The organism is Streptomyces sp. 184 (assembly GCF_045781775.1).
Classification (GTDB): domain Bacteria; phylum Actinomycetota; class Actinomycetes; order Streptomycetales; family Streptomycetaceae; genus Streptomyces.
This window is the reverse complement of the sequence record NZ_CP123230.1, coordinates 6,859,931-6,886,365: the sequence shown is the minus strand read 5'-3', so window position 1 is coordinate 6,886,365 and position 26,435 is coordinate 6,859,931. Positions and strand designations below refer to the sequence as shown.

At 72.4% G+C, this 26,435-nt stretch carries 23 protein-coding genes, 1 other RNA gene and 1 pseudogene; 16 read left to right on the top strand and 9 right to left on the bottom strand.

Annotated elements, in window-relative coordinates; all coding sequences use genetic code 11:
- Window positions 1–4: 4 nt before the first annotated feature.
- From QBL21_RS29235 to QBL21_RS29225, 3 genes are all read left to right on the top strand, one after another.
- Window positions 5–1,372 carry a serine/threonine-protein kinase gene (locus tag QBL21_RS29235; RefSeq protein WP_407565229.1) on the top strand — a complete coding sequence of 456 codons (1,368 nt, stop codon included), beginning with the start codon at window positions 5–7 and terminating at the stop codon, window positions 1,370–1,372.
- A 211-nt stretch (window positions 1,373–1,583) separates the two neighbouring features.
- Entirely contained in the window at window positions 1,584–2,705 is a 1,122-nt protein-coding gene (gene prfB / locus QBL21_RS29230; RefSeq protein WP_407565228.1) for a peptide chain release factor 2, read from the top strand.
- A 292-nt stretch (window positions 2,706–2,997) separates the two neighbouring features.
- Window positions 2,998–3,768, top strand: coding sequence for a hypothetical protein (locus tag QBL21_RS29225; RefSeq protein ID WP_407565227.1), 771 nt, complete (start codon window positions 2,998–3,000; stop codon window positions 3,766–3,768).
- Window positions 3,769–4,001: 233 nt separating this feature from the next.
- Here the strand turns inward: QBL21_RS29225 and QBL21_RS29220 are convergent, their stop codons facing one another.
- A complete protein-coding gene (locus QBL21_RS29220; RefSeq protein ID WP_407565226.1) occupies window positions 4,002–4,199 on the bottom strand; it encodes a hypothetical protein in 198 nt (65 codons plus the stop codon).
- Window positions 4,200–4,414: 215 nt separating this feature from the next.
- Between QBL21_RS29220 and ftsE the strand changes: the two genes are divergently transcribed.
- From ftsE to ssrA, 5 genes are all read left to right on the top strand, one after another.
- Window positions 4,415–5,104 (top strand): cell division ATP-binding protein FtsE, encoded by a 690-nt coding sequence (gene ftsE, locus QBL21_RS29215; RefSeq protein ID WP_407565225.1) that lies wholly within the window; start codon window positions 4,415–4,417, stop codon window positions 5,102–5,104.
- Between the two features lie 30 nt (window positions 5,105–5,134).
- Window positions 5,135–6,046: a permease-like cell division protein FtsX gene (gene ftsX, locus QBL21_RS29210; RefSeq protein ID WP_407565224.1), complete on the top strand. Its 912-nt coding sequence runs from the start codon at window positions 5,135–5,137 to the stop codon at window positions 6,044–6,046.
- Between the two features lie 153 nt (window positions 6,047–6,199).
- On the top strand, window positions 6,200–7,315 hold the full coding sequence (locus QBL21_RS29205) for a S41 family peptidase (protein WP_407566602.1): 1,116 nt from the start codon (window positions 6,200–6,202) through the stop codon (window positions 7,313–7,315).
- 17 nt (window positions 7,316–7,332) lie between these two features.
- On the top strand, window positions 7,333–7,812 hold the full coding sequence (gene smpB / locus QBL21_RS29200) for an SsrA-binding protein SmpB (protein WP_388898197.1): 480 nt from the start codon (window positions 7,333–7,335) through the stop codon (window positions 7,810–7,812).
- Window positions 7,813–7,925: 113 nt separating this feature from the next.
- Window positions 7,926–8,295, top strand: a transfer-messenger RNA (tmRNA) gene (gene ssrA / locus QBL21_RS29195).
- A gap of 96 nt (window positions 8,296–8,391) precedes the next feature.
- Here the strand turns inward: ssrA and QBL21_RS29190 are convergent.
- From QBL21_RS29190 to QBL21_RS29180, 3 genes are all read right to left on the bottom strand, one after another.
- Window positions 8,392–9,045: a hypothetical protein gene (locus QBL21_RS29190; protein ID WP_407565223.1), complete on the bottom strand. Its 654-nt coding sequence runs from the start codon at window positions 9,043–9,045 to the stop codon at window positions 8,392–8,394.
- A gap of 162 nt (window positions 9,046–9,207) precedes the next feature.
- Complete coding sequence (locus tag QBL21_RS29185) at window positions 9,208–10,356, bottom strand: PP2C family protein-serine/threonine phosphatase (protein WP_407565222.1); 1,149 nt, start codon at window positions 10,354–10,356, stop codon at window positions 9,208–9,210.
- A 215-nt stretch (window positions 10,357–10,571) separates the two neighbouring features.
- Window positions 10,572–11,222: a Crp/Fnr family transcriptional regulator gene (locus tag QBL21_RS29180; protein ID WP_407565221.1), complete on the bottom strand. Its 651-nt coding sequence runs from the start codon at window positions 11,220–11,222 to the stop codon at window positions 10,572–10,574.
- Window positions 11,223–11,561: 339 nt separating this feature from the next.
- Here QBL21_RS29180 and QBL21_RS29175 point away from each other — a divergent pair, with 339 nt between their 5' ends.
- A complete protein-coding gene (locus tag QBL21_RS29175) occupies window positions 11,562–11,831 on the top strand; it encodes a YciI family protein (protein ID WP_407565220.1) in 270 nt (89 codons plus the stop codon).
- A 51-nt stretch (window positions 11,832–11,882) separates the two neighbouring features.
- Window positions 11,883–13,274 (top strand): MFS transporter, encoded by a 1,392-nt coding sequence (locus QBL21_RS29170; RefSeq protein ID WP_407565219.1) that lies wholly within the window; start codon window positions 11,883–11,885, stop codon window positions 13,272–13,274.
- Window positions 13,275–13,335: 61 nt separating this feature from the next.
- On the opposite strand, the gene QBL21_RS29165 is transcribed toward QBL21_RS29170, so the two are convergent.
- Together QBL21_RS29165 and QBL21_RS29160 are read right to left on the bottom strand one after the other, a co-directional pair.
- Window positions 13,336–14,310, bottom strand: a complete 975-nt coding sequence (locus QBL21_RS29165) for a hypothetical protein (RefSeq protein ID WP_407565218.1) — start codon at window positions 14,308–14,310, stop codon at window positions 13,336–13,338.
- A gap of 122 nt (window positions 14,311–14,432) precedes the next feature.
- Window positions 14,433–15,656: an MFS transporter gene (locus QBL21_RS29160; RefSeq protein ID WP_407565217.1), complete on the bottom strand. Its 1,224-nt coding sequence runs from the start codon at window positions 15,654–15,656 to the stop codon at window positions 14,433–14,435.
- Between the two features lie 159 nt (window positions 15,657–15,815).
- Here QBL21_RS29160 and QBL21_RS29155 point away from each other — a divergent pair, with 159 nt between their 5' ends.
- Window positions 15,816–16,742, top strand: coding sequence for a LysR family transcriptional regulator (locus tag QBL21_RS29155; protein ID WP_407566601.1), 927 nt, complete (start codon window positions 15,816–15,818; stop codon window positions 16,740–16,742).
- Window positions 16,743–16,884: 142 nt separating this feature from the next.
- Here the strand turns inward: QBL21_RS29155 and QBL21_RS29150 are convergent, their stop codons facing one another.
- A complete protein-coding gene (locus QBL21_RS29150; RefSeq protein WP_407565216.1) occupies window positions 16,885–17,523 on the bottom strand; it encodes a TetR/AcrR family transcriptional regulator in 639 nt (212 codons plus the stop codon).
- Between the two features lie 122 nt (window positions 17,524–17,645).
- Here QBL21_RS29150 and QBL21_RS29145 point away from each other — a divergent pair, with 122 nt between their 5' ends.
- The 3 genes and pseudogenes from QBL21_RS29145 to QBL21_RS29135 all read left to right on the top strand — a co-directional run bounded on the left by QBL21_RS29145 (window position 17,646) and on the right by QBL21_RS29135 (window position 21,965).
- Window positions 17,646–18,434, top strand: a complete 789-nt coding sequence (locus tag QBL21_RS29145; RefSeq protein ID WP_407565215.1) for an SDR family NAD(P)-dependent oxidoreductase — start codon at window positions 17,646–17,648, stop codon at window positions 18,432–18,434.
- 1,470 nt (window positions 18,435–19,904) lie between these two features.
- Complete coding sequence (locus QBL21_RS29140; RefSeq protein ID WP_407565214.1) at window positions 19,905–20,330, top strand: hypothetical protein; 426 nt, start codon at window positions 19,905–19,907, stop codon at window positions 20,328–20,330.
- A gap of 442 nt (window positions 20,331–20,772) precedes the next feature.
- Window positions 20,773–21,965: pseudogene (locus tag QBL21_RS29135) on the top strand (helix-turn-helix domain-containing protein).
- Between the two features lie 20 nt (window positions 21,966–21,985).
- On the opposite strand, the gene QBL21_RS29130 reads toward QBL21_RS29135, so the two are convergent.
- A complete protein-coding gene (locus QBL21_RS29130) occupies window positions 21,986–22,747 on the bottom strand; it encodes a helix-turn-helix domain-containing protein (RefSeq protein WP_407565213.1) in 762 nt (253 codons plus the stop codon).
- Window positions 22,748–22,811: 64 nt separating this feature from the next.
- Here QBL21_RS29130 and QBL21_RS29125 point away from each other — a divergent pair, with 64 nt between their 5' ends.
- A complete protein-coding gene (locus tag QBL21_RS29125; protein ID WP_407565212.1) occupies window positions 22,812–23,360 on the top strand; it encodes a recombinase family protein in 549 nt (182 codons plus the stop codon).
- Window positions 23,350–24,510, top strand: a complete 1,161-nt coding sequence (locus QBL21_RS29120; RefSeq protein ID WP_407565211.1) for a methyltransferase domain-containing protein — start codon at window positions 23,350–23,352, stop codon at window positions 24,508–24,510. Before QBL21_RS29125 ends, QBL21_RS29120 begins: the two co-directional genes overlap by 11 nt.
- An 80-nt stretch (window positions 24,511–24,590) precedes the next feature.
- Here QBL21_RS29120 and QBL21_RS29115 read toward each other — a convergent pair whose 3' ends face one another.
- Window positions 24,591–26,288, bottom strand: a complete 1,698-nt coding sequence (locus tag QBL21_RS29115) for a beta-N-acetylhexosaminidase (RefSeq protein WP_407565210.1) — start codon at window positions 26,286–26,288, stop codon at window positions 24,591–24,593.
- Window positions 26,289–26,435 lie beyond the last annotated feature (147 nt).

Below are 26,435 nucleotides of genomic sequence, written 5' to 3'. Positions count from 1 at the left end.
GGTCATGGCACGCAGAATCGGCAGCCGATACGCCGCCCATCAGGTGATCGGACGCGGCAGCGCGGGCACGGTGTGGCTCGGCGAGGGCCCGGACGGACCGGTCGCCATCAAGCTGCTCCGGGAGGACCTGGCCGAGGACCGGGAGCTGGTCGAGCGCTTCCTCCAGGAGCGCACCGCCCTGATGAGCCTGGACCATGCGCGCGTCGTAGGCGTCCGCGACCTCGTCGTCGACGGCCGCGACCTGGCGCTCGTCATGGACCTCGTCCGCGGTACGGACCTGCGCACCCGGCTGGAGCGCGACCGCCGGCTCCTGCCCCAGGCCGCCGTCGCCATCGCCGCCGACGTGGCCGAGGCGCTCGCCGCCGCGCACGCCGCGCAGCTCGTACACCGCGACGTCAAGCCCGAGAACGTCCTGCTGGACTCCGACGCCCCCGCCGGCCCCGGCGACGCACCCCCCGCGCTGCTCACCGACTTCGGCGTCGCCAAGCTCATCGACGCCCCCAGCCGCGCCCCGCAGCCCCCGCCCGCGCCCCGCGGACGCGGCGGCACCGCGGCGGGCACCCGGGTGCCGACCCAGCGCCGCGTCATCGGCACCCCCGACTACGTCGCCCCCGAGATCGTCGAGGGCCTGCCCGCGCGCGCGGCCGTCGACATCTACGCCCTGGCCACGGTGCTGTACGAGCTGCTGGCCGGCTTCACCCCCTTCGGCGGCGGCCACCCCGGCGCCGTGCTGCGCCGGCACGTGACGGAGACCGTCGCGCCGCTGCCCGGCATCCCCGACGAGCTGTGGGAGCTGCTGCTCCAGTGCCTCGCCAAGGCGCCGGCGTCGCGGCTGCGCGCGGTGGAGCTGGCCGCCCGGCTGCGCGAGATCCTGCCGGACCTGGACGGGCTGCCGCCGCTGGACGTCGAGGAGTCGGCGGACGGCGCGGACGACGACCCGGCCGCCGCGCAGTCGCCGCACACGATGCGGCTCGGCTCCGACCGGGCGACGGCCCCGGCCCTCGCGGGCGCGGGCGAGCCCGGCGTGACCGGCGCCGGGGGACAGCCCCTGCGCGGCTCGGTGCCGCTGGTGCGCTCCGCGGCGCCGGACTCCAACCGGGACACCCACACGAGCATGCGGATGCCCAGCGCCGAGGAGCTGGCCGGCGGCGCCCGCGGCACCGCGCGCGTACCAAGGCTGGCGGGCCAGCCGCGGCCGGGCTCGGCCCGCGCCGCCCGCGCGGGCACGACGCGGGCGAAGCGGCTGAAGCTGACGGTGGCGGCGGCGGTCATCGCGATCGCGGGCGTCGGCGGCTGGCTGGTCGCGGCGGGCGGCGGCGACGGCGGGGACGGCGGTGGCGGCGGCGACCGCTCCACCACCTCGGAACCCTGACCCGGGCCCGGCCCCCATCTGCCCGCATCCGCCACCCCGCGAGACCCGCCTCCCGCGAGGCCGCCTTCCCATGAGCCCTGCCCCCCGCCAGCCGCAGGCCCGCCCCGCCCGCGCCCTCCGACCCGGCCCCGACCCGCCGCGCGTCCCGCGGATACCGCATCCCCGCCCACGCGCCACGGGTGACCGGCGTATGCAGCGGTACTCTGGTGGGGTGGCAGCACCTGATGTATCCGAATCGCTCAAGGCCCTCAGCTCCACCATGGACTCCATCGAGGCCGTGCTCGACCTCGACAAGATGAGGGCCGACATCGCCGCGCTCGAAGAGGAGGCCGCCGCCCCCGCGCTCTGGGACGACCCGGAGAACGCGCAGCGGGTCACGAGTCGGCTCTCCCTCCTCCAGGGCCAGTTGCGCAAGACGGAGGAGCTGCGCGGGCGGATCGACGACCTCGAAGTCCTCTTCGAGCTGGCCGAGAGCGAGGGCGACGCCGACGCGCAGCGCGAGGCGGAGGGCGAGCTGTCCGCCGTCCGGCGCGCGGTCGAGGAGCTGGAGGTGCGCACGCTGCTGTCCGGCGAGTACGACCAGCGCGAGGCGATGGTCAACATCCGCGCGGAGGCGGGCGGCGTGGACGCCGCGGACTTCGCCGAGCAGTTGCAGCGCATGTATCTGCGCTGGGCCGAGCACAAGGGCTATCCGACCGAGGTGCTGGACACCTCGTACGCGGAGGAGGCCGGCATCAAGTCGACGACCTTCGCCGTCAAGGCGCCGTACGCGTACGGCACTCTCTCCGTCGAGCAGGGGACGCACCGCATGGTGCGCATCTCGCCGTACGACAACCAGGGCCGCCGCCAGACGTCCTTCGCCGGTGTCGAGGTGCTGCCCGTGGTGGAGCAGACCGACCACATCGACATCCCGGAGAACGAGATCCGGATCGATGTCTTCCGCTCCTCCGGGCCGGGCGGTCAGTCCGTGAACACCACGGACTCCGCGATCCGCATCACGCACCTGCCGACCGGCATCGTCGTCTCCTGCCAGAACGAGAAGTCGCAGATCCAGAACCGCGCCGCCGCCATGCGCGTGCTCCAGGCCCGCCTGCTCGCCAAGCGCAAGGAGGAGGAGCAGGCGAAGATGAACGCGCTCAAGGGCGACAGCGCCGGCTCCTGGGGCAACCAGATGCGGTCGTACGTGCTCCAGCCGTACCAGATGGTCAAGGACCTGCGCACGACGCACGAGGTGGGCAACCCGCACGCCGTGCTCGACGGCGAGATCGACGGCTTCCTGGAGGCGGGCATCCGCTGGCGCAAGCAGCAGGAGCAGGCGACCGGCGAGAGCTGAGTTCCACCCGCCGCCGGGCCGTGCCGCGGACCCGGTTCGTCCGCTTCAATTGCACGGCTGACCGCCGACACTGCGAGTGTCACAGTCGTGCACCACTTACCCAGGACAATGGCCGGAAAAAGGTACAACCCCGTCTCAACTCGCTTGACGCTGTACCGAATACCGGAGAGGCTGGCCGCCGAGCTTTGTAGGTGTGTGGGGTTCGTGTGACTCAGGGGGGTAAACCCGCCGCGAACAAGCCCCGTACCGACGCCAACCCACTGACGAGTACGGCTACTGGGGGTAGCGAGCAATGACGAACAAGGTGCGTGTACGGGTGGCGCGAGTCGCCGCCAGCGCGCTTATCGCCGGCGGGGCTTCCCTTGCCGCCGCCGGTGCGGCGCAGGCCACCGGCGACGACGGTGGCGAAAGCGGTCGCCAGGGCATCGGGCTTGAGATCAACGCCATCGGCGGTGGCGGCGAGGACGACGGCGGCCTCACCGACGGCGGCGAGATCGCCGGTCCGGGCGGAGCCGATGACGGTGGCACCCAGGACGGTGGTACCGACGACGGTGGTACCGATGACGGTGGCACCGACGACGGCGGTACGGACGACGGCGGCACCGACGATGGCGGTACCGATGACGGTGGCACCGATGACGGTGGCACGGACGACGGTGGCACGGACGATGGCGGTACCGACGACGGTGGCACCGACGACGGCGGCGTCGACGGTGGTGTCGATGACGGTGGCACCGACGACGGCGGTGCCGACGACGGTGGCTCCGGCGACGGCGGCGCGGACGACGGCGGTCAGCAGACCACCGGTCAGCAGACCACCGGCGGTACCGGCGGCGGCGACGACTGCGAGCTGGACGGCGACAGCGTGATCTGCGAGGCCGAGTCGACCTCCGGCGGCAGCGAGCCCTCCCCGGCCGGCGACAGCGAGCCCCAGGAGCAGCTTGCCGACACCGGCTCCAGCGGCACCACGTACCTGCTCGTGGGTGCGGCCAGCATCATCGCCGGCGGCGTCGGCTTCCGGCTGCTGCCGCGGCTGATGACCCGCAACGAGAGCGCTGCCTGACCCGCGGCGCCCGCCGTACAGGCGACACGAAGGGCCCGGAGCGATTCGCTCCGGGCCCTTCCGCGTGCTGCCGGGTTGCCGTGCTGCCGGGTTGCCGTGTGCCCGTGCTGCGTAGCGCTGTGGCGCGCTTCGTCACGCCGAAGAGCGCTTCGTCGGTCAAGGTGATGTGATGCGGATCACACTCGCGGGTTCCATGCGCGTCGTACGCGCCCGGACCCCCGCGGACTTCGCGGTTACGCCGTCCGCTGCTGGAGGAACAGCACCGCCGCGACGGCCGCCAGCAGCGCCAGCAGTATCCACACCGTCGTCGGCGTCACGCCGCGCCAGCCGTTCTCCTGGCGCATGCGCTCCCTGCTCGCCCGGCAGACGGCACAGCGGCCCTCGCTCACGGGCCCCGCACAGTTCGCGCAGACCAGCCAGTCGCGAGTCATGTGCCTCCTCCTCCCGCTACGCCTCATCCGCCCCGCAGAATCCACTCCCCCACCTACCACTGTGCCAGGTCCGGCCCGAATCGGCGCGCGCCACCGGATCCCCGCCTGCACAGAGGGCGGTTTGTCCGTGACGAAACGCACCAACCGCCCACGGCGACTGCGCGGCCCCTCCGCATTCGCGTAAGGTCACCTGCGACCGCGACAGGGAGCCCAGCGTGATCCGATTCGACAACGTCACCAAGCTGTACCCCAAGCAGAACCGACCCGCGCTCCAGGACGTCTCGCTGGAGATCGAGCGCGGCGAGTTCGTGTTCCTCGTGGGGTCCTCCGGCTCCGGCAAGTCCACCTTCCTGCGGCTCATCCTGCGCGAGGAGCGGACCACCCACGGCCAGGTGCACGTGCTCGGCAAGGATCTCGCCCGGCTCTCCAACTGGAAGGTGCCGCAGATGCGGCGTCAGTTGGGCACCGTTTTCCAGGACTTCCGGCTGCTGCCGAACAAGACCGTCGAGGAGAACGTCGCGTTCGCGCTCGAAGTGATCGGCAAGCCCCGCGGCCAGATCCGCAAGACCGTCCCCGAGGTGCTCGACCTCGTGGGCCTGGCCGGCAAGGGCGACCGCATGCCCGGTGAGCTGTCCGGCGGTGAGCAGCAGCGCGTCGCCGTCGCGCGCGCGTTCGTCAACCGGCCGATGCTGCTCATCGCGGACGAGCCGACGGGCAACCTCGACCCCCAGACCTCGGTCGGCATCATGAAGCTGCTCGACCGCATCAACAGGACCGGTACCACAGTGATCATGGCCACGCATGATCAACAGATCGTCGACCAGATGCGCCGGCGCGTCATCGAACTCGAGTTGGGGCGGCTGGTACGCGACCAGTCGCGCGGTGTGTACGGATACCAGCACTGAGCTGCTGCCCCCGGAGCTGAAAGGACGGGCATGCGCGCCCAGTTCGTCTTCTCGGAGATCGGCGTCGGTCTCCGGCGCAACCTGACGATGACCTTCGCGGTGATCGTCTCCGTGGCCCTGTCGCTGGCCCTGTTCGGAGCCTCCTGGCTCATGGGCAAGCAGGTCGACACCATGAAGGGCTACTGGTACGACAAGGTCAACGTCTCCATCTTCTTCTGCAACGAAGTGGACGCCGAAACCTCGCCCAACTGCGAGAAGGGTGCGGTCACGGCGGAGCAGAAGAAGGAGATCCAGAACGATCTGAACGCCCTCGACGTCGTCGACAGCGTCCAGTACGAGTCCAGCCAAGAGGCGTACAAGCACTACAAGGAGCAGTTCGGCGACTCCCCGCTGGCCTCCTCCCTCACGCCGGACCAGATGCAGGAGTCCTTCCGGGTCAAGCTCAAGGACCCCGAACGGTACGAGGTCATCACCAGCGCCTTCGCCGACAGGCCGGGCGTGCAGGAGGTGCAGGACCAGCGCAACGTGCTGGAGAGCCTGTTCAACCTGCTCAACGGCATGACCTACGCGGCGATCGGGGTGATGGCGCTGATGCTCGTCGTGGCGATCATGCTGATCGTCAACACCGTACGGGTGTCGGCGTTCAGCAGACGCCGCGAGACCGGCATCATGCGGCTGGTGGGCGCGTCCAGCGTCTACATCCAGTTGCCGTTCATCGTCGAGGCCGCCGTCGCCGGGCTGATCGGCGCGAGCTTCGCGGCGGTGCTGCTGGTCGGCGGCAAGCACTTCCTGATCGACAACTGGCTGGCGGACAAGATCCTGTTGATCAACTTCATCGGCTGGGACGAAGTGATCCGGGTGCTGCCGCTCGTCGTCGCGATCGGCCTGCTCATGCCGGGCATCGCCGCGTTCTTCGCCCTGCGCAAGTACCTCAAGGTCTGACAATCGGGGCGGGTGTGGCGTAGGCCACGTGCGTGCCGTGGCGCGGTCAACTCCCCATACGGCACCCGCCGCTGTCCTACACTCAGCGGCATGTCGGGCTCGTCTGACAGCGCCAGGCCCCGCAGCGCCTTCCGCCGCGGGGCCTCCCTGACGTTGGTTTTCGTCAGCGTGCTGGCCACCGGCGCCGCCACCGGGTCCTGGCCCGGCGAAGCCGAGCGCCCCCCCAAGGTACTCACCGGCCATGTCGCCGGCGAGCAGGTCTACGAGCCGCGGGCCGGCGAGAGCGGCACCGCCGACTCCGCGGGCGAGCTGGTCAGCCGCAGCGGAGACCGCTGGTCGACGGCGTACAGCGCGCGCGAGTACGAGTCGCTCCAGCAGATGCTGGCGGGCAAGTACGTCGGCGTCGGGCTGTGGATCAAGACCGACGGGGCCGGCCGGATGGAGATCGCCCAGGTCGGCGAGGGCAGCCCCGCCGACGAGGCCGGCATCCGCCCCGGCGACCTGCTCCGCGCCGTCGACGGCACGCCCGTCGCGGGCCGGCCCGTCACCGAGGTCGTCGCCCTGCTGCGCGGCGAGGAGCTGGGCGAGGGGGCGCGCGGAAGCACGGTGGTGCTCGCGCTCCAGCGCGGCGAGCGGCGCTGGGCGCGCCCCGTGCGCCGGGTGGAGCTGCGGACCGAGCCCGTGACCGTACGGCAGGACGGGCCGAAGGGCGACGGCGCCACCGCCCCCGTGATCCGGGTCGAGAGCTTCACCCGCGGCAGCGGCGCCGACGTGCGCCGGGCGGCGGCCGAGGCCCGCGGCAGCGACGGCCTCATCCTCGACCTGCGCGGCAACTCCGGCGGCCTGGTCGTGGAGGCCGTCGAGGCGGCGTCGGGCTTCCTGGACGACGGTGTGGTCGCGACGTACGACCTGGAAGGCAGCCAGCAGGCGCTGTACGCGAAGCCCGGCGGCAACACCCGGACGCCGCTGGTCGTCCTCGTCGACAGCGGCACGATGAGCAGCGCCGAGCTGCTGGCCGGGGCGCTCCAGGACCGGGGCCGCGCCGTCGTCGTCGGCACCCGCACCTTCGGCAAGGGCTCGGTGCAGATGCCGAAGGCCCTGCCGGACGGCTCGGTCGCCGAGCTGACGGTCGGCGAGTACCGCACCCCGGCGGGCCGCAGCCTGGAGGGCGTCGGCGTCACCCCGGACCTCGACCTGGCCGTCACCGGCAACCGGGACGCCGAGGAGGAGGCCCGCACGGTTTTGAGTGGCCTCGGGAGCGGCGTCTAGGCGACAATGGCCCGGCTATGGGTAAAGACACGGGTCGCAAGCTGATTGCGCAGAACAAGAAGGCGCGGCACGACTACCTCATCCTCGACACGTACGAGGCGGGGCTCGTGCTCACCGGCACCGAGGTCAAGTCGCTCCGGCAGGGGCGGGCCTCGCTGGCCGACGGCTTCGCGCACCTCGACGGCGGCGAGATCTGGCTGCACAACGTGCACATTCCGGAGTATTCGCAGGGTACGTGGACGAACCACACCGCGCGCCGCAAGCGCAAGCTGCTCCTGCACCGGGCCGAGATCGACAAGCTGATCGGCAAGACACAGGAGACCGGCCTGACGATCGTGCCGCTGGCGCTGTACTTCAAGGACGGCCGGGCCAAGGTCGAGATCGCGCTGGCGCGCGGCAAGCGGGAGTACGACAAGCGGCAGACGCTGCGCGAGAAGCAGGACAACCGCGAGGCGCAGAAGGCGATCTCCGCGGCCCGCCGCAAGTTCCGCGGCTGACCTGCGCCGACGCGCTCGTACGCGGAGGGAATACGGTGGCACGCCGCGGCGTTGTTGCACTACGATGGCGTCAGCGGCTCCTTGGCGGGCTGCGCACCTTGAAAACACCACATGGGGATGATCGGTTTCGACAGCGGCTGTCGGAGCAGGAGAAGCGAGCCGAGGAAGCGGCCATGATCTCGTAAACCACAGGCCGAAAAAAATAATCGCCAATACCAAGCGCGATTCCTTCGCCCTCGCTGCCTAAGTAGCGACTTGCGAAGTGTCAGCCCGGGGGTGTTCCCGACCCGGATCCTGGCATCAGCTAGGGAACTCCACTGCTAGACCCGGTCACGGGGTGTAGCAGGACAAACCACAGTGACTGAGCCCGTCGGAGACTTGTCCGCGTGATCTCCGGGGCCGAGAAAAACGTAGCGGACTGCGCTCGGAGAAGTCCTGTCCCTGCACCGTTGGACGCGGGTTCGATTCCCGCCATCTCCACCAAGACGTCAGGCGACCCATGCCCGCGCACTGCGCGGGCCGGGTCGCCTTCGTCGTTTCTGCACGGCTTCGCCGGGCGGGGGCTCCGCCACGCGCACGTCAGGCTGCGCGGATGCGGTCTGCGAGGTGGGTGAGCAGGCCCTTTGCCACCGGGGTGTGGCGGTACACGAGCACCGGCGGGGAGGCGAACCCGCCGAGCACGTGGCCGTCGGGGCGGTGCTTCGGCGACATCCGCGCCAGCGTGACGCAGAACCCCGACGTCTCCACCCGGCTCTCGTGAAAGCGGGCCGGCGGCACCGCGTAGAAGCTGCCCGTGCCGAACGACCGGTCCTCCGCTTCGTCCAACTCCGCGATGTCCTCGGTGCGCTTGAGCGCCGACTGCCGGCCGACCCCCTCCGCCCGGTACAGCGGCCCGCGCAGCGCCGCCCGTCCGGCGGCGGCGCCGCCGAACCGGCGGTCGCGTATCTCGCCCTCGACGACGAGGCTTTCGAGCGCGAACGCGTGCCGGTGGACGGCCCAGGCCGGCTCCCGCGTGCGCCGTTCGCCGCGCGGCCAGCAGTGCAGCACGTACCGCCGGCGCAGGTGATCCCTGGCCAGTTCGAGCCGGAAGAAGCCCAGCGGATGCCACAGGGCCGGCCGGCGGGCGAGGTCCGCCGGTTCGGCCAGTGCGCCCAGCGCGCAGAAGACCTTGCCGGCGTCCCGGTCGTCGTAGGCCGTGGCGAGCGCGGAAATGACGGACTCGTCGCCGGACATCGGGGTCTCCAGAGGCGTGGGGGGAGGCGGACCGCGGGTCTGGGGGCGTATTCAATATGCAAGCGGCCCTCCTCCCCGGGCAACGGCGCGCCGCCGGAAACCGGCTGCTTTCGGACGGCCGGCCCGCGGCGGGCGCAGGTGGTGGACGCCGTCCGGGCCGCCTCAGAGCGGGGGCGGGGTGTCGGGGAGGCGTTCGATGGCCAGCAGCGCGGCGTCGTCGGCCAACTGCCGGCCGGCGTGCCGGAGCAGGTCCGCGCGCAGCCCCGCGACGAGGCCGTCCAGGTCGCTGCCGGCGTGGCGGGCGGCGCTGAGGGCGAGGGGGAAGTAGTCGCCGTGCCCGTCGCGGGCCTCGACGAACCCGTCGGTGTAGAGCAGCAGCCGGTCGCCCGGGCGGAAGCCGATGGTCTGGGGGACCGGCAGCGTGCCCACGAGACCGCCGAGCCCGATCGGGACACCGGGCCGGTCGGGCATGTGGCTGGTGACGGCGCCGTCGCCGATGAGCAGCGGCTCGGGGTGGCCCAGGTGCACGATGCGGGCGACGGGCTCGTCCGGCGGGATCTCCACCAGCAGGGCGGTGGTGAAGCGTTCGCTGAACGCCTCCGCCGGGTCGTCCCGGTCGATCTCCCGCCGCGCCGTCTCCTCCATCCGCCCCGCGACCTCGCCGATCGTGGGCTCCCGGTACGCGGCCTCGCGGAAACACCCGGTCAGCACGGCCGAGACCCCGACGGCGGGCAGTCCCTTGCCCCGTACGTCGCCGATGAGCACGCGGGCGCCGTACGGGGTCTGGAGGGCCTCGTACATGTCCCCGCCGATCTGCGCCTCCGCCTCCGCCGCGAGATAGACGCTGCGCACGGCGAGCCGGTCGATACGCGGCGGCGGCGGGCGCAGCAGCGCCCGCTGCGCGGCCTCGGCCACCGACCGGATCTGCTTCAGCTCGGACTCGCGCCGCTGGCGGATGACGGCCGCCACGATGCTGGCCAGGCACACGGCGGCGGCGGACGCGAGGGTCATGTCGGAGCTGAGGTCGCCCCAGACGCCGTGGTAGACGTTCATCCACACGGTCAGCCCGACGACGGTGACGGAGATCGCGGCGGTGACCCGTACGGAGAGGGTGGCCGCGGCCACCACGGGCGCGGCGACCAGGAGCGGCGCGACCTGGGTCGAGGAGGGCGCGGAGATGTCGATGATCACGGCGACGAGGATGATCAGCAGGGGGAACAGGACACGGGGGATCCGGGACACGCCGTGTGCGGCCGGGGTCGCGGCGCCTCCGACATCGCGGCGGTGGCCGCCGCGCGGCAGGAGTCGCATGGGGGATGGCGTCCTTAGCTGAGGTTGTTTGTCCTTTATGTTCCGATTTTTCGAGGATAGGTCACGGCAGGGGAGGGGACGTCACCACGCCACCCGATCGGGGGTGGGGTGCCGGTCCGCAGGCCACGGGGGTGCGGGCGGCGGGGGCGCCGGGGCGCCCGGGCCCGGGCGGCACCGGTGACGCGGCGCTGGGTGACAGTGCGCTGCCGATGCCGTCAGCGCGGCGGGGGCGTGGCGCGGAGCGCCAGGGTCTCGGGGGCGGTGATCTCCACCTCGCCGCGGGCGTACGTCAGCACGCCCTCGCGGCGCAGGGCGGACAGCGCGCGGTTGAGCGTGACGCGGGTGACGCCGAGGTGGTCCGCCAGGGGCTGCTGGCCGCCGGGCAGGGGGACGCGGCGCGAGCGGAGCCGGGCGGCCTCGGCCAGCAGCCAGGCCGAGAGCCGGGCCGAAGCGGGCAGGGTCGCCGTCGCGGTGAAGCGGGTCTGCTGGTCCCGGGCCTGGGCGGCGAGGATCCGCAGCACGTGGGCGCGTACGGCGGAGGCGTCGTCGACGAGGGCGAGGAAGTCGGCCCGGGGCAGGCTGCGTACCGCACAGGGGGTGAGGGCGGTGAACGTCGCGGTGTGGCCGCGGTCGTCGATCACCGCGACCTTGTCCAGCGCACACGGCCCCGACCACGCCCCGACCCGTACCACCCGCCCGGCCGCGGACACGACGGTCGCGGCGACCCGGCCGTCGAGCAGCAGGAGCAGCCGCCCGGCGGGCTCACCGGCGGCGCGCAGGACCTCCCCGGGGGCGTAGCGCCGCGGGACGGAGCCGCGCCAGAGGGCGCGTAGCCGGGGGGCGGGGAGGTCGCGGAGCAGCGGCACGGCCCGGAGGGCGTCGGCGGACGCGGTGCGGCCGGGCGGTGCGGGGTCTGCGTTCGGCGGCGTCGGGGAGGGGGGTGGAGCGGGGGGTCCGGTTGTCGGTGGGGCGGGGTGGGGTGTGGGCGGCGTGGGCAGGGCGTGATGCTCGGCGGGTGAGGCGTGGCGTTCCGTGGGCCCGGTGTCGTGCTCCGAGGGTCCGGCGTCGCGTTCCGGGGGGCCCGCGTCCCGCTTCGCGGGCTCCGCGCCCCCGGCCGCCGGGCGCGGGTGTGCGGCCGGCGGCTTCGCGTTGCGTGTATCGGGCGATACAGATCCCCTCACACCCCCGACCGTACCGTCACCCCCATGCTCGTACTCGAACTCCGCTTCACCCCCGACCCCGCCCGCCTCGCCGCCCGGCCCGCGCACCGCGACCGGCTCGTCCGCCTGCACAGCGACGACATCCTCCTCGCCGCCGGCCCCTGGGCCGACGACTCCGGCGCCCTGCTCGTCTTCGACACCACCCGCGACCGGCTCGACGCGATCATGGCCGACGACCCCTACTACCGCACCCCCGGCGTCGAGGTCGTCGGCGTCCGCGAGTGGACCCCCGTCGTCGCCCCCCGAGCCCCCTGACGCCGCGAAGACCCTTGACCTCGACCTTGGTTCACCCGGCACGCTGTCGACGTGATCCGCCCCGTCCTCGCGCGCGCCGTCCCGCGCGCCTACCGGCCCGTGCTCGCGCACCCGCGGCTGCGCCGGCTGCTGCCCGCGTTCGTGGCCTCGGACTTCGGCGGCGGCATGAGCATGGTGGCCGTGGCGTGGCTGGCCATCGTCATCGCCCCGGACGGCCGCGAGGGCCTGCTCGTCGGGGCCGCGCTCGCCGCGTACGCGCTGCCAGGAGCGGCCGGCGTGCTGCTGCTCGGGCGGTGGCTGCGGAAGCTGCCCGCGCGCCGGCTGCTCATGGCCAACTGCGCGCTGCGCGGCACCCTGTTGGGCTGCGTGCCGCTGGCCTGGGGAATCGGAGTCCTGGACCCCGTGACGTACGTCGTGCTGCTCGGCTGCTCCTCCGTGCTGACCGCCTGGGGCAACGCGGGGAAGTTCACGCTCGTCAGCGAACTGCTCCCGGAGCAGCACCGGCTGGCCGCCAACTCCCTCCTCGGCGCCAGCATGTCCACGAGCATCGTCGCCGGCCCGGCCGTCGCCGGGTTCCTCGCCACGGCCGTCAGCCCGGCGTGGGTCATCGGCCTGGACGCGCTGACGTACGCGGTGCTCGCCGTGCAGACCGCGCGGCTGGCGCCGGGGGCCGAGGAGGAGGCCCCGGACGCGGCGCGCAAGCCCCCCGCAGGCCGCGGGCTGCGGCTGCTGGCCACACAGCGCGAACTGCTCGCGATCCTCATCCTGACCTGGCTGTTCTTCGCGCTCTACGGCCCTGTCGAGGTCGCCCTGCCGCTTCAGGTCACCGGCGAGTTCGGCGGCGACTCCGGGCTCCTCGGCCTGTTCTGGACGGCCTTCGGCGTCGGCGCGGTCGTCGGCGGGCTGACGGTCGGCGCGCTGCGGCGGCTGCCGCTGTGGCCGGTGACGCTGGGGATAGTCGGAGGGTGGGGCGTGTTGCTGCTGCTGCCGTACGGGCTCGGGGCCGGGACCGCCGCGGCGATGGTCTGCTTCGCGCTGGGCGGCGCGGTGTACGGCCCGTACCCGGCGCTGTCGTTCACCCTCTTCCAGAACCGCACCCCGGAGGGCTGGCTGACCACGGTGCTCGCCGCGCGCGGGGCGGTGCTGCTCACGTCGACACCGGTCGGGGCGGCGCTCGGCGGCCCGCTGGTGGCGGCGTTCGGGCCGCGGGCGGTGCTGGCGGGGTCGGGGGCGGCGACGGTGGGGGTGGCGGCGGTGGGGACGGGGGTGTGGCTGGCGTCGCGGAGGGGTGGGGCCGTAGCGGCTGGGGGTGACGCGGCGGCGGGGGACGCGACGGAAGGTGAGCGGCCTGGCGGGGGCCCGTCCGCGGGGGACCGGCGCGAAAGGGCCGGTGGCCCGCCCGACGACGGGGCGCCCGGGGACGGGGCGCGTACCTCGGCGTGACGTACGTGTCCTCCGCCGCGATGCCGTCGCCCCTGGCCCTCCGGCCCGTCCGCCCCGCTCCTCAACCCGCCTCCAGGACCCGCCGCAACCGCTCGTAAGTCGGCGCCAGCCTCCGCAGCACCTCCGCCACCCCGGCCCCGTCGCCGCGCACCAGCGGATACTGCACCGCCCCCACCAGCCGCGCCTGCCCGTCCAGCACCCCGGCCGCCGCGACGAGCCCCGCCCGCCCCAGGTACGTCGCCGCGTCCGCGAGCCGGCGGGCGCCGACCCGTACCGCGAAGCCCTCCAGCAACCCCCGCACGTCCGCGTCGAGCCCGGCGGCCGGCCCCGCGTCCATCCCCGCGGCCGGCCCTGCCTCGACCCGCGCCGCCAGCCTCTCCAGCGCCTCCGCCCCGCCCACCGTCCCCACCGGCACCGCCCGGTCCGTGCGCCCCGCGAGCCACGCCACCGCGCCCGGCAGCGCGCCCCGTACCGCCTCCTCCTCCGTCACCGCACGGACGCGCTCGAACCCCGCCCGCATCCCGTACGGCTCCTCCGTGTACTCCACCGCGTCCGCCCGCCACGCCGCCAGGAACTCCGGCACCGGCAGCGTCGCGTACGGGTGGCCGTGCGGGTCGTGCAGCAGCACCGTCTCGTCGTCCGCCGCCAGCGCGACCACGTAGTGGTCGTTGCCGCCGGTCGCCGGGCCCCACGGGGTGCCGGGGTGGTAGAGCAGCAGGCCCATGTCGACGGGCCCGACCAGCACCGGCCCTCGCGCGCACGCCGCCCGCAGCCGAGCCGTCGCCTCGTCCGCGGACCCGCCGGCGGTGTGGTCGCAGCGCAGGCCGAGCAGGGCGACGGCGTCGTCGAGCCCGATCTCGGGGTCCCAGCCGTACGGGTCGAAGAGCGGGGCCGTACCGCCGAGGAGCTGGACGCCGAACGGCGAGCCGGTCAGGGTCTCGACCAGGGCGGGGGAGGGGGCGGGGTGGTCGGTGGGGAGGGTCATGACGAGGGAGTTGGCGTAGCAGTAGGGGCCGGAGCCCGTGTAGTCGGTCATGGGGCCCAGGCAACGCCCTGACACGGGGGGAGAGTCCAGCGCGCCCGGGACGACGAGATCACGGGACGACGGGACGACGGGACGACGGGACGACGGGGCCGCGGGGCCGCGGGGCCGCGGGGCTAAGGCGCGGCACCGGTGTGCGTCGCGGGAACGCGCCCGAGCAGCGTCACCGCAACCGCGCCCAGCGCCAGCGCCCCGCCCAGCCACAGCACCGACCGCGTCCCGAAGCCGTCGACCATCCGGCCGCCCGTGAAGGCACCCAGGGCGATGGCCCCGTTGAACACCGCCACGAACAGCGACGTCGCGCCCTCCCGTGCCCGCGGGGCGGCAAGGCCCAGCCAGGTCTGGGTGCTCACCGACACCCCGCCGTACGCCAGCCCCCACACCACCACCAGGACCGCCGCCCCCGCCACCGACAGCCCGAGCGGCGGTACGAGCAGCAGCGGCACGAGCAGCAGCGAGCCGGCCAGCGTCGCGCCGATCACCAGCACGGTGCCGCGCAGCGACCGGCCCACGCGGGCGCCGACCGCGAAGTTGCCGGTGACACCGGCGATTCCGTACGCGAGCAGAAGGGTGCCGATCATCGAGGCCCCGACGCCCGAGACGTCCTCCAGGAGGGGACGTACATAGGTGTACGCGGCGAAGTGCCCGGTCACCAGCAGGAAGACCACCGCCAGCCCGGTGGCCACGCGGGCGTTGCCGATCAGCCGCAGCACCCCGCCGAGCGCGACCGCCTCCTCGGCGGGCAGCGGCGGCAGCAGCACGGCCATGGCCGCGGCGACGAGCAGCGCCAGGCCGGCGACGGCGAGGAACGCGGCGCGCCAGCCGACGAGTTCGCCGATGTACGCACCGGCCGGTACGCCCACGACGGAGGCGACGGCGATACCGCTGAAGATCAGGGAGGTCGCCGGCCCCACGGACGCGGCCGGGACGAGCCGTACGCCCAGGCCGCCCGCGAGCGACCAGACGCCCCCGAGGCCGACACCGACGAGCACGCGGGCGGCCATCATCACCGCGAAGTTCGGCGACCAGGCGGCCAGCACGTTGGCCGTCGCCAGGAGCACCATCAGGGAGCAGAGGACCACGCGCCGGTCCATCCGGCCGACGGCCGCGGTGACCGGCGGGGCGGACAGGGCGGCGATCAGGCCGGTGACGGTGAGGGTCAGTCCGGCCGTACCTTCGCTGACGTACAGCGATCTGCTGAGAGGTGTGAGCAGGCCCACCGGCAGCATCTCGGACGTGACCACGGTGAAGGTGCCGGCCGCCACGGTCGCCACCGCGGGCCACCCGCCGGAGGCGAGCGGGGCGGGGGCGGGTGGGGACAGCTCGTCGAGTTTCGCCATGCCTTCAGCCAAGCCCGGCGGGAGGGACGGGAACAAGCGCGAACTTCTCATGCTTCGATGAGGTGGGCTCATCGATGGGCGGTGGGGCAGGCACGGTGGAGAAGGGCACGCCACATGGCGATGACAGGTCAGGGGGCCACGGGCGGCGAGCGGGCACCGGTGGGCGGGTTGGAGATCCGCGAGCTGGAATGCTTCCTGGTCCTCGCGGAGGAACTGCACTTCGGACGTACCGGCGAACGGCTGTACGTGTCCCAGAGCCGGGTCAGCCAGCTCGTCCGCGCGCTGGAACACCGCATCGGCGCGCGCCTGGTGGACCGCACCAGCCGCAGGGTCCGGCTCACCCCGCTCGGCGAGGACCTCCTCGGCACGCTGCGCCCGGCGTACGCGGCGCTGCGCGGCGCCGTCGACGGCGCCCGGGCGGCGGCGCTGGGGGTGGGCGGGCCGCTGCGGATCGGGTTCCAGGGGGTGGTGGGGTACGGATTCATGGACGTGGTCGGGAAGTTCGAGGAACGGCACCCGGGCTGCACCACGCGGCTCACCGAACTCCCGCTGTCGGACCCCTTCGGACCGCTGCACCGGGACGAGGTGGACACGGCGGTGGTGCTGCTGCCGGTGGCGGAACCGACGCTGGTGCTGGGCCCGGTCTTCTCCGTCCAGCCGCAGTACGTGGCGGCCTCGCGCCGGCACCCCTTCGCGGCGCGTGCGGAGGTGGACGTAGAGGAGTTGGCCGCGGCGCCTCTGGTGGGGGTGAGCGGCCCGGCGCCACCGTACTGGCGCGAGGCCCAGGCCCCCGCGCGTACGCCGGGGGGCGCGCCGATCCCGCGGGGCCCGGAGGCGGGCACGCTCCAGGAGGGCCTGTCGCTGGTGGCGGCGAACCGGGGGGTGATGCTGCTGTGCCGCCCGACGTCGGAGTACCACCCGCGGGGGGATGTGGCGTACGTGCCGGCGAGGGGGCTGCCGGACTCGGCGCTGGGGTTGGTGTGGCGGGGCGACCGGGAGGGCGCGGCGGTGAGGGCGTTCGCGGAGGCGGTGACGGAGGCGGTGACGGGGGAGGCGCTGGGGGGCGGGACGGAGGGGGGCGGCTGAGGGGTGTCCCGTATGGCCCGCCGTGGCACCGAGGGCTCCGAACGGCTCGGCCTGCGAACACTGCGGTGTTCCAGCCCCGAGACGTCGGCCCCTGCCGGATCGACCAGCCGTCCGCCGGGCTAGCGGTGCGGCACCTGGTGTCTCAGGTGCCGTGGGTCCCAGGCGCGCCGTATCGGGCGAGCATCGTAAGCACCGCTTGGTCGACCGCGTTGGTGAGGGCGGAGTCGTCAGGCTCCCAGCGTGCGAGCAGCATCCGCGGCCAGAACACGTAGTTGGAGATCATCCCGAGGAATTGGGTCGCGGCCATCTCCGCATCGTCAAGCACGGCTGTACCGGCGGCGTTTTCCGCTGCCAGGTAGCGGCGGACCGATTCGAAGTAGGGCATCTTGCCCAGCTTGAACTGGGTCTCGCCCAGCTCCGGGAAGCGCGGTACCTCGGCGATGACGATGCGGAAGAGGGCGGCCATGCCGGGCTGGGTGAGAAGCGCCACGTATCGGCGTCCGATGGTCTCAAGCCCCGCGCGGAGGTTCCCTGGCTCGGGGAGGGGCGCCTCCTCGTCGTCGACCTTCCAGTATTCGGTGACGATCGCCTCGAACAGGGCCGCCTTGGTGGTGAACTGCTTGAACAGAGTCGCCCTCGACACTCCGGCCGCCTCGGCGATGCGGGCCAGCGAGGTGCCGTCGTAGCCGGAATCGAGGAACAGCCTCGTCGCTGCCTCGATGATGGACGTCCGCTTCTGCGCTGCCACGCGCCGGTGGTACTCCGAAGGCTGTGCCGTCATGCCCTCCAGTATGCCTCCCGCTACGAGGTGAGTCACTTGACTCACCTCTGGCTCGACCCTTACCTTGAGAGAGGAGGTGAGCCACTCGGCTCACCATGTGGATAAGTCTGGAAGGAAGCATCATGGGACGCTTTGAGGGCCAGACCGTCATCGTCTCGGGCGGCGGCGGGGGCATGGGCAGCAGCCATGTGCAGGGCTACCACGCCGAGGGGGCGAACGTCGTCATTGCCGGCCGCGACGACGACGCCGGCCGCGATCTCGCTGCCCGGCTCGGTCATCGGGCTCTGTCCGTTCACCTGAATGTCGCCAGCGAGGACGACTGGGCGGCGGTGGTGCGAGAAGTCGAAGGCCACTTCGGGCCGATCACCATCCTGGTGAACAACGCGGGCGTCCAGAACCCGGCGGCCCCCATCGAGCACACTGAACTCCGCACCTGGGAGCACACCTTCAGCGTCAACGTCACCGGCCAGTTTCTCGGCATCAGGGCCGTGGCTCCCTCGATGCGCAGGGGCGGTGGCGGAACCATCGTCAACATCGCCTCGACCATGGCCCACGGCGGCACGGCCTTCTACGCCCCCTACACCGCCAGCAAGTGGGCCGTGCGCGGACTGACCAAGACGGCCGCGCTGGAGCTGGGACGGGACAACATCCGGGTCAACTCCATCCACCCCGGCGTCGTCTCCACACCACTGATCAACGAACCCACCGTCGCAGGTCAGCCAGCCATCGCCGACTTGTACTCGCCCGATCCGTTCGCCATCCCCCGCCTCGCCGAACCCTCTGAGATCACCCGCCTGTTGCTCTTCATCACCTCGCAGGACGCATCTTTCGCTACGGGCTCGGAATTCGTCCTGGACGGGGGCCTTCTGCTCGGCCCCGCACTCCAACCCGAAGCCGACATCGCAGCTTGAGGTCGCCTCAAGGCGACGGCCTCCACCACGCGATGCTCGGCTCGCCCGCCTACACAACCTCGCTTCCGCCGGATAGACGGTCCCGACGAGCAATCCGCGCAGAGCTGAAGTGGCCCGTCAAAGATCATTACGAGACATCCCTAGGCGGGAAAAAGTCGGCCTGCGAGGAGGATTTGCCCGGGTATGCGGCTGATGTTACCGGGAGTTCGTCCCAATCCTGTGCACGGGGGAGGCGGGATGGCGATCGGGTATGCCTGAGGGTCGGGTGGGTGCGTGTGGTTGCGCAAAAGTCGGCTTGCGTGGGCAATTTGGGATGGTTTTGAAGGGGGGTTACCGCCGGTTCGTATCTGTTTCGCGCATCGAGGCCCGCTTGCGTCGTGGTTATCGGCCGCCGGGGGCGGGTGTGTGCGGCATGGGGCAAAACTCGGCCGCGGAGGGTGATTTGCTCGGGTTTGGGAGCTCGCGGCTGCGAGTTTATGCCGGTGGCGCGCATTCCGGGTGGTCTGGGTGGTGGCGGGGAGGCCCGGGCGCGGGTTGGTGCTTCTGAATGGGCGAAACTCGGCCTTCGGGGCCTGAATCGGGCCGGATCGGGGGGTGTTACCGCGAGTTACGACCAGATTTCTCCGCAGGGTCAGGGCGAGGGGCACGTGGTGCGGCAGAAGTGCGCCGCGGGTGTTGCTCTGGGTTGCGGCCGGGGACTTGACCGCGGAGCGTAGCTCGGTGCTCCAGCGGAGACGGTTTGCGCCCGAGGGGGCAAAGGCCGCACGGACGAGACAGCACGGCACCGCTTCATCCCGGGGTGGAGTCGGGGTGGCTCGTCCGTCGTTCGGCTTGCGCCCCGGCGGCGGGGGAGAGACCGGCCCGGCCCCGGGGGCGAGCGGGTGGTCTCGGTCGGGCCGGGCCCGGTTCAGTCCGCGGACCGGCTGTCCCGACACCGGGCGGATGCCCCTCGGCCAGGGCGTCCGCGAGCGGGGAGAGCCCGGCCAACGGGGGCGGCCCCACGGGCCCGGGGCACCGAAAGACGGCCGAGCCCTGGCCCGGGCTCGACTCCGCAACCGGGGCTTTCTGCGCGCGGGGCAGGCCGGGCTCCGGGGGTCGGCCCCCCGTCGGCCGGGGTGCTCTTCGTACGTGGGCTCAAGGGGTGCCGCTCCCCCCGGGCCACCCATAGCCGCCGGTCTTTTACGGGCCGGAGTCCGGTGTCAAGGGTGGGGCGAAGCCCCATCGCGTAGCGACGTTCCCGGAGCGAAGCGGAGGGAGCGCCCTTGACGGCGGACGGAGGCCCGCACACTGAAGAGGCGGGTGGCCCGGGGGGTGCCCTACGACGCCCTACTCCCTTCGCCGTCCCTCCGTCGCCGACCCACCCCACACACCACGCCCACCCCGCTCCCGGCCCCGAACAACCGGGTTCGCAAGCGGGGTCAGCGTGGCGGACGATTACGTGACGATGCCTCGACGGAACAGGAGAAGGCGGTGTCCGAGTCCTACTGGGAACCGACCGGGCGGCCAGGAGACTTCGGGCCGCTGGGTCCGTGGACCCTGGAGCAGACCGACTATCTGGGGTGCACCGACACGGCCGTTCGGTGTCTGCCGGTGGTTCTTCGAGGCCGGGTCATCGGGTACCTGTGGGCCTCGGAAACCGAGGACGCCGCCTCCTACGTCGGCAGAGCCGGTACGGGAGCGGTCGGGTTCGACGCCGGCGGGCCGTGGCATCGCCGGTTGAGGGAGGCCCGGGATGCGGGCTTCTCCGCGTGGGAGGCGCTGCAACTCTGGATCGGCGAACCGGAGGACAGCCGCGCAGGTGCGATCCCGGCTGACGCCGAAACCCTGGTCCTGCCGAACTCCCAGGCCGCACGCGGCCTCGCTTCCCACGCCGACAGCTACGACCATCGGCGATGACGGAACCCAAGACCAGCTATCACGCAGACTCCAGCACGGGCTCTGAGATGATGCGTCGGTGAACGAGCGACCTGTGGTCAAGAACTTGCAGAGCGCCTAGAACACCGCAGGTCGGCAAGTGTCTTCCCCGCGCAAGCGGGGATGGTCCGTACTCGCGCTGCACGGCCGGGTTGTGGCGCGCGTCTTCCCCGCACGAGGGGGGCCGAGGTCCTTGAGGCCGATGCGCGTGTCGCTGGCGTCTTCCCCGCGCGGGCGGGGGTGGTTCGCCATTCGTCTTCGGGTAGTAGGTGTCGAGCGGGTGTTCCCGACGAAAGCGGGGGTGTGGTCGTCTCAGCGCGGATGCGGTTCTAACTTCTACTCTGGCTGTGTCGAGCTACAGAGACGAGGTGTGGCCGTGGCGTCTTTCGAAGGTGTCCCCGAACCGCTCGTGTTCGGCCAGCGCATGCAGATCCTGCGTGAGCGTCGCGGTATCAGTCGGCTCGTGATGGGCGGTCTGCTCGGCAAGTCGCCGTCGTGGGTGAAGCAGGTAGAGGCAGGAAAGATCCAGTTGCCCAAGCTGCCCGTGATCCTGCGGATCGCCGAGATCCTGCGCGTACGGGACCTCGCCGACCTGACCGGTGATCAGTCCATGAGCGTCGACATGTTCACCGGCCCCGGGCACGCCAGGTTGCCCGCCGTGCGTGACGCCATCAACCGTTTCCCGCTCCCCGGCGACCGCGAGGCCCCCAGCCTGCGGCATCTGGGCGCACGTCTGGCCCGCGCCTGGAGCGCGCGGCACTCCGCGCCCAACCACCGCGAAGTCCTCGGCGAGCTGCTGCCCGACTTGATACTCGACGCCCAACTGGCAGCGCGCCAGGCGGACACCGGCGCGCAACGCCGCCGCGCCCAGGCGCTGCTTTCCGAGACGTACTCGCTGTCGCAGTTCTTCCTCGCCTACCAGCCCGACAGCAACCTGCTCTGGCGCGTCGCCGAGCGCGCCATGGTCGCCGCCCAGGAGAGCGAGGACCCGCACGCCATCGGCACCGCCGCCTGGCTGCTCGCCCAGGCCCATCGCGACACCGGGCCGCGCAACTTCGACGCGGCCAACCACGTCAACCGCGCCGCCGTCGACTACCTACGCCCCCTCCTGCCCGATGCCGACGACCGCGTCCGCGCCATCGCCGGCGCGCTCGACTTCGAGTTGGGCTACACCGCCGCGCGCCGAGGCGCATCCGGCGAGGCGTGGGGCCACTGGGACGAAGCCCACCGCAAGGCGGAGCGCCTGCCGACCGGCTACTACCACTCCGCCACCAGCTTCGGCCCGGCCATCATGGGTGCGCACGCGGTGACCGTGGCCGTGGAACTCCACGCCGGGGGCGAGTCCGTACGCCAGGCCGCGCGGGCGGACGCCACCGTCATCCCCAGCCACCCCAGGCGCGCCCGGCACCGCATCGAAGAAGCCCGCGGCGACCAGCTCAACGGCCAACCCGATGTCGCCCTGGCCATGCTGGAGAAAGCCAATGCCGCGGCGCCCGAGACCGTCCGCTACAACGGATACGCCCGCCGGATCATCCTCGAAGAAACCGAGGCGAAAGCTACGACCGCAGACGGCGAGCAGCCGAACTCGCCACGAAGGTCGGCCTTCTGGCCGCGTAGCGAACCGGCGGTCCCTGCGGTCAGGCTTCGGGCGGGCGGTTGTAGCTGTCCAGGGTTGCTTTCGAGGTGGAGGCGTCCTGGAAGACCAGTTCCCACGGTCCGCTGTTGATGTCCAACTCCTTGCCGAAGCCGACCCACTTGCCCGCCATACGGCGGCCGGTGGGCTCGACGAGCAGTTGTACGGCTCCGTGGTAGCGCGCGCCGCGGTAGTAGCCGTCGAGTGCGGTCTGCTCCGTCCAGGTGCCGGTGAGGACGCTGCCGTCGACGCTGATGTCGAGGGTCAGGGGGGAGCCGGGGTTGAGCGAGGCGTTCGGAAGGCTTCGGCCGGTCAGGCGGTTGCCGTGCTGGACCAGGACGACGAAGTGCGCGCCGGTGAAGGTCTGCTCGCGGCCGGAGCTGTAGTACTCGTAGCGCGAGAGCCAGATCCCGGCGTAGTTCGTCGCGGGTGCCGTACGGGGGGCGGGGGTGCCCGAGCCGTGGGGCGTGCCGGTGGGCGAGTCCGTGACGTCGTGTCCGCCGTGGCCGTCGTTGGCGACCCGGGCCTGCGGCACCGTGAAGCCGAGTGCGGCCACCGGTAGACCGGTTACCTCTTCCAGCGCTCGCGCGTAGGCAGGGTGGGGCGAGGCGATGGTGCCCGCTTCCCAGCGCTGGATGAGGCGCTTGTTCGCGCTGTTGGGCCGACCGATGCGTTCGCCGGCGGCGCGGATGGCGCGGGCGAGGTCGTCCTGCGACATCTGAAGTGACAGGCGCGCTGCCTGTAGGGCGCTGTTCGGGATTGCCATACGGATCACCGTAACCATGGTCCAGTAGGAATGACACCTAAATGACGGCATCCATGTCGTCTAAATGACGCCAGTGATGACGCCGCGCGTGGCGACATTCCGGCGTCATTGTGTCCGGGTGACAGAACGTACCAGCACCCAGCGGGTGCCGCAGATGGCGGCGATGGCGCCGCCGCCCGTGACCGCCTACGTGTATGACCGCACCGCCACCCACGCTTCGGGGCCGCTTGACGATCGGCTGGCTCGGTGTTGCGACTTCGCCGAGGCTCGGGCCTGGTTGGTGGCCGGGGTGTGGGTGGATCGGGGGGATGACGCGCTGACGTGTGATCACCGGCCCGCGTGGGATGCGCTGGTGGCCGCCATGCGCAAGGACCGGTCGCCGCGGGCGGTGTGTCTGGTCGAGGGCTGGGACCGGATCGCACGCCCCTGGAGCGCCAGTACGCCGCTGCGAGCCCGGGTTCGGCAGGCGGGTGGCGTCACCTGTACGACCCGGGGCGAGTGCGACCAGGACCAGCACCGTGGGCGGCTGCGTGTACCGGCGTGGTTGTCGGCCCCGGCGTCGTCGTCCCCGGGTGGCGTGGCGCTGACGGAGGTGTCGGCTCGTGACCGTTGAGGAGCATCCGTCGCGGGCTGGGTGGGGGGAGTTGGGGCGGGTGCTGTCCAAGACTCGGGCCCTCGGGGAGGGCTGGGTCGCCGCGTTCGGCGCGGTGGATCGGGCTGCCTTCCTGCCGCCTGTGGTGTGGGTGGACGATCCCGTTGCCGGGGTCCTTCGGGTGGATCGTCGGGTCGAGCCCGCGCGGTGGTATCGGTACGTCGATGCCAACTGCGCCGTCGCCACCCGGCGCGGTGCCTTGCCCGGCCCGCTGTCCGTGCCGTCCGTGGTGATGGGCATGCTGCGGGATCTCGATGTGCGGCCCGGGATGCGCGTGTTGCACGTCGGTACGGGGAGCGGGTGGGTTGCCGGGCTGTTGGCGCACCGTCTCGGGTCTGATCGGGTCGTGACCGTCGACATCGATGGGCGGGTGGCCGATGCCGCGCGGCGGCGGTTGCATGCCGCCGGGTTACGGCCCACCGTGCTGCACGGCGACGGCACCCGCGGTGATCCGTCCGGCGCTCCCTTCGACCGGGTGATCTCGACGTACGGGCTGCCGTCCATTCCCGGCGCCTGGGTGGAGCAGGTGCGGCCCGGTGGCGTCATCCTGGCGCTCTGGGAAACCCCGTTCAGCGGGCAGCGGGCGCCCGTGAAGTTGGTGGTGGAGTCCGAGGGGAAGAGCGCCGGCGGTGATTTCCTGCGGTCGTTGGAGTTCATGCGCGCTCGCGGGTCGTACGGGCCGCGGTCCGGGCACGCGGAGTACGTGCCCGCTTCCTCGCCCGCCTCCGTGCGTCGGTCGCTCACTCGCCTGACGGCCGAGGACCTGACCGGCTGCGGCCCGTACCCCGCTCAGTGCTTCGTGCTCGGGCTCGTGGTGCCCGCGGTCACGCACACCGCGCGTCGTCTCGCCGACGGGTCCGTCACCGCCCGGTTCTCCAGCCTGCGCCGCGACCGCTCCTGGGCCACCGTCACCTGGGCCTTCGACGGCGGGCCGGGGGCGGTCTGCCAGCACGGGGAGCGTTCGCTGTGGGACGAGGTGCAAGAAGCGCTGCACTGGTGGGAGTCCGAGGAGCGGCCCTCCGCCGACTGCTTCGGGCTGACCGTCCACATCGACGGTACCCACACCGTCTGGCTCGACGAGCCGCACCACACCTTGCCGCCCGTGCCCTGACCCCCGTACGGGGGCGGGGGCGACCAACCCCAAGGCAGCCCCCGCCCCGCGGCGACCCGCCCCCGCTCCCGCGCGTCCCCCTACCTGATGTTCCTCGTGTCCGCCTCCACCTCCGCCAGGTACTCCTCCATCGTCACCGGCCTCCCCCGCACCCCCGGCCGCCGTTCCCACGGTCGCGGGCCCTCCGGGCGCCGGTACTCCACCCCCAGCGCCTCCAGCCGCCGTAGGTGGTGCGCCAGCCGCTCCGCGAAGTCCGCCTCGTCCCGTTCCGCCGCGCACCACACCGTCTCCGCGAACGCGCTCATCCGCGGGAACGCCTGGTAGTCCAGCGCCCGGACGTTGTCGATGGCCTCCGTCCACAGGCCGCACTGCGCGCCGATGACGAGGTCCGCCGCCGGGGTGCCGCGCAGTTCCTCGGGGACCGGTTCGTAGGCGTAGACCTCCGCCAGCGGGAGCACCGTGCCCACCGGGACCGGTTCGTCGGGGGAGTCCGAGGCGCGGTAGTCGAGGTAGACCTGGCGGGCCGGGCTGGTGATGACCTGGTGGCCCTCGCGGGCGGCCCGGACCGCGCCGTGGTTGTCGCGCCACGACACGATCGTCGCGGCCGGCGGCAGGCCGCCCTCCAGGATCTCGTCCCAGCCGAGCAACTGCCGTCCGCGCGCCTCCAGATGGTCCGAGACCTGCCGGATGAACCACGCCTGAAGCTCGTCCTCGTTGCGCAGCCCCAGCTCCGCCATCCGCGCCTGCGCCGCCGGGCTCGCCTTCCACTGGTCCTTCGGGCACTCGTCGCCGCCGACGCAGATGATCGGGCTGGGGAACAGCTCGACGACCTCGTCGAAGACGTGCCGTACGAAGTCCAGCGTGCCGTCGGAGACGTTGAGGATGTTCGACTTGACGCCCCAGCCGGTCTCCACCTGCAACTGCGCGCCCGTGTTGCCCAGTTCGGGGTACGCCGTGATGGCGGCCTGCGTGTGTCCGGGCACGTCGACTTCCGGTACGACCAGGACGTGCCGGGCCGCCGCGTACGCGACGATCTCGCGGATGTCGTCCTGCGTGTAGTAGCCGCCGTGCGGGCGGCCGTCGCCCGTCTCGTTCCAGCCCGGCTTCGACTCCGTACGCCAGGAGCCGATCTCCGTCAGCCGCGGGTAGCGCCGGATCTCCAGCCGCCAGCCCTGGTCGTCGGTGAGGTGGAAGTGGAGCACGTTCAGCTTGTGCAGCGCCATCTGGTCCAGTACGCGCAGCACGTCGCGTTTGGTGAAGAAGTGCCTGGCCACGTCGAGCAGGACACCCCGCCAGGCGAACCGCGGCCGGTCCTCGATCTCGACGCAGTCCAGCTCCCACGGGCCCTCGTCGAGGGCGGTACGGCGCAGGGTGTGCGGCGGCAGGAGCTGGCGCAGCGTCTGCACCCCGTAGAAGGCGCCGGCCGGGCCGCCGGCGGCGATGCGGATGCCGTCGGGGGTGATCGTCAGGCGGTACGACTCGGCCCCGGAACCCGAGCCCGCACCAGAACCCACGCCCGAACCCGATCCCGCACCCGAGCCAGAACGCGCACCCGCACCCGCACCCGAACCCGCCCCCGCACCCAGCTCCGCGTCGAGGGCCAGCTCTATCCCGCCCCGCCCCGGCGGCAGCGTGCAGCCCGTGCCGGGCAGGAGCTGTTCGCGCAGGACGCGGGCGACCGGGGCGAGTGCCGGATCGGCGACGTGCAGCGGGGTTTCCGGGCCCAGGACGTACGAGCCGGGGCGGGGAGAGCTGCGCGACGGCGTGGGGATGATCAAGGTCGTTCTCCGTTCGACGGGTTGACGCTGAGTCTCTCCACTCCATATAAAGGGCTCCATCGTAAATATGTAAAGGAGTCCATCGTTACTCCGTCGTGAGTCCTCCGTGGCTGGTCGACGGCCGGTGGGCCCCGGAGGGGCGTGGCG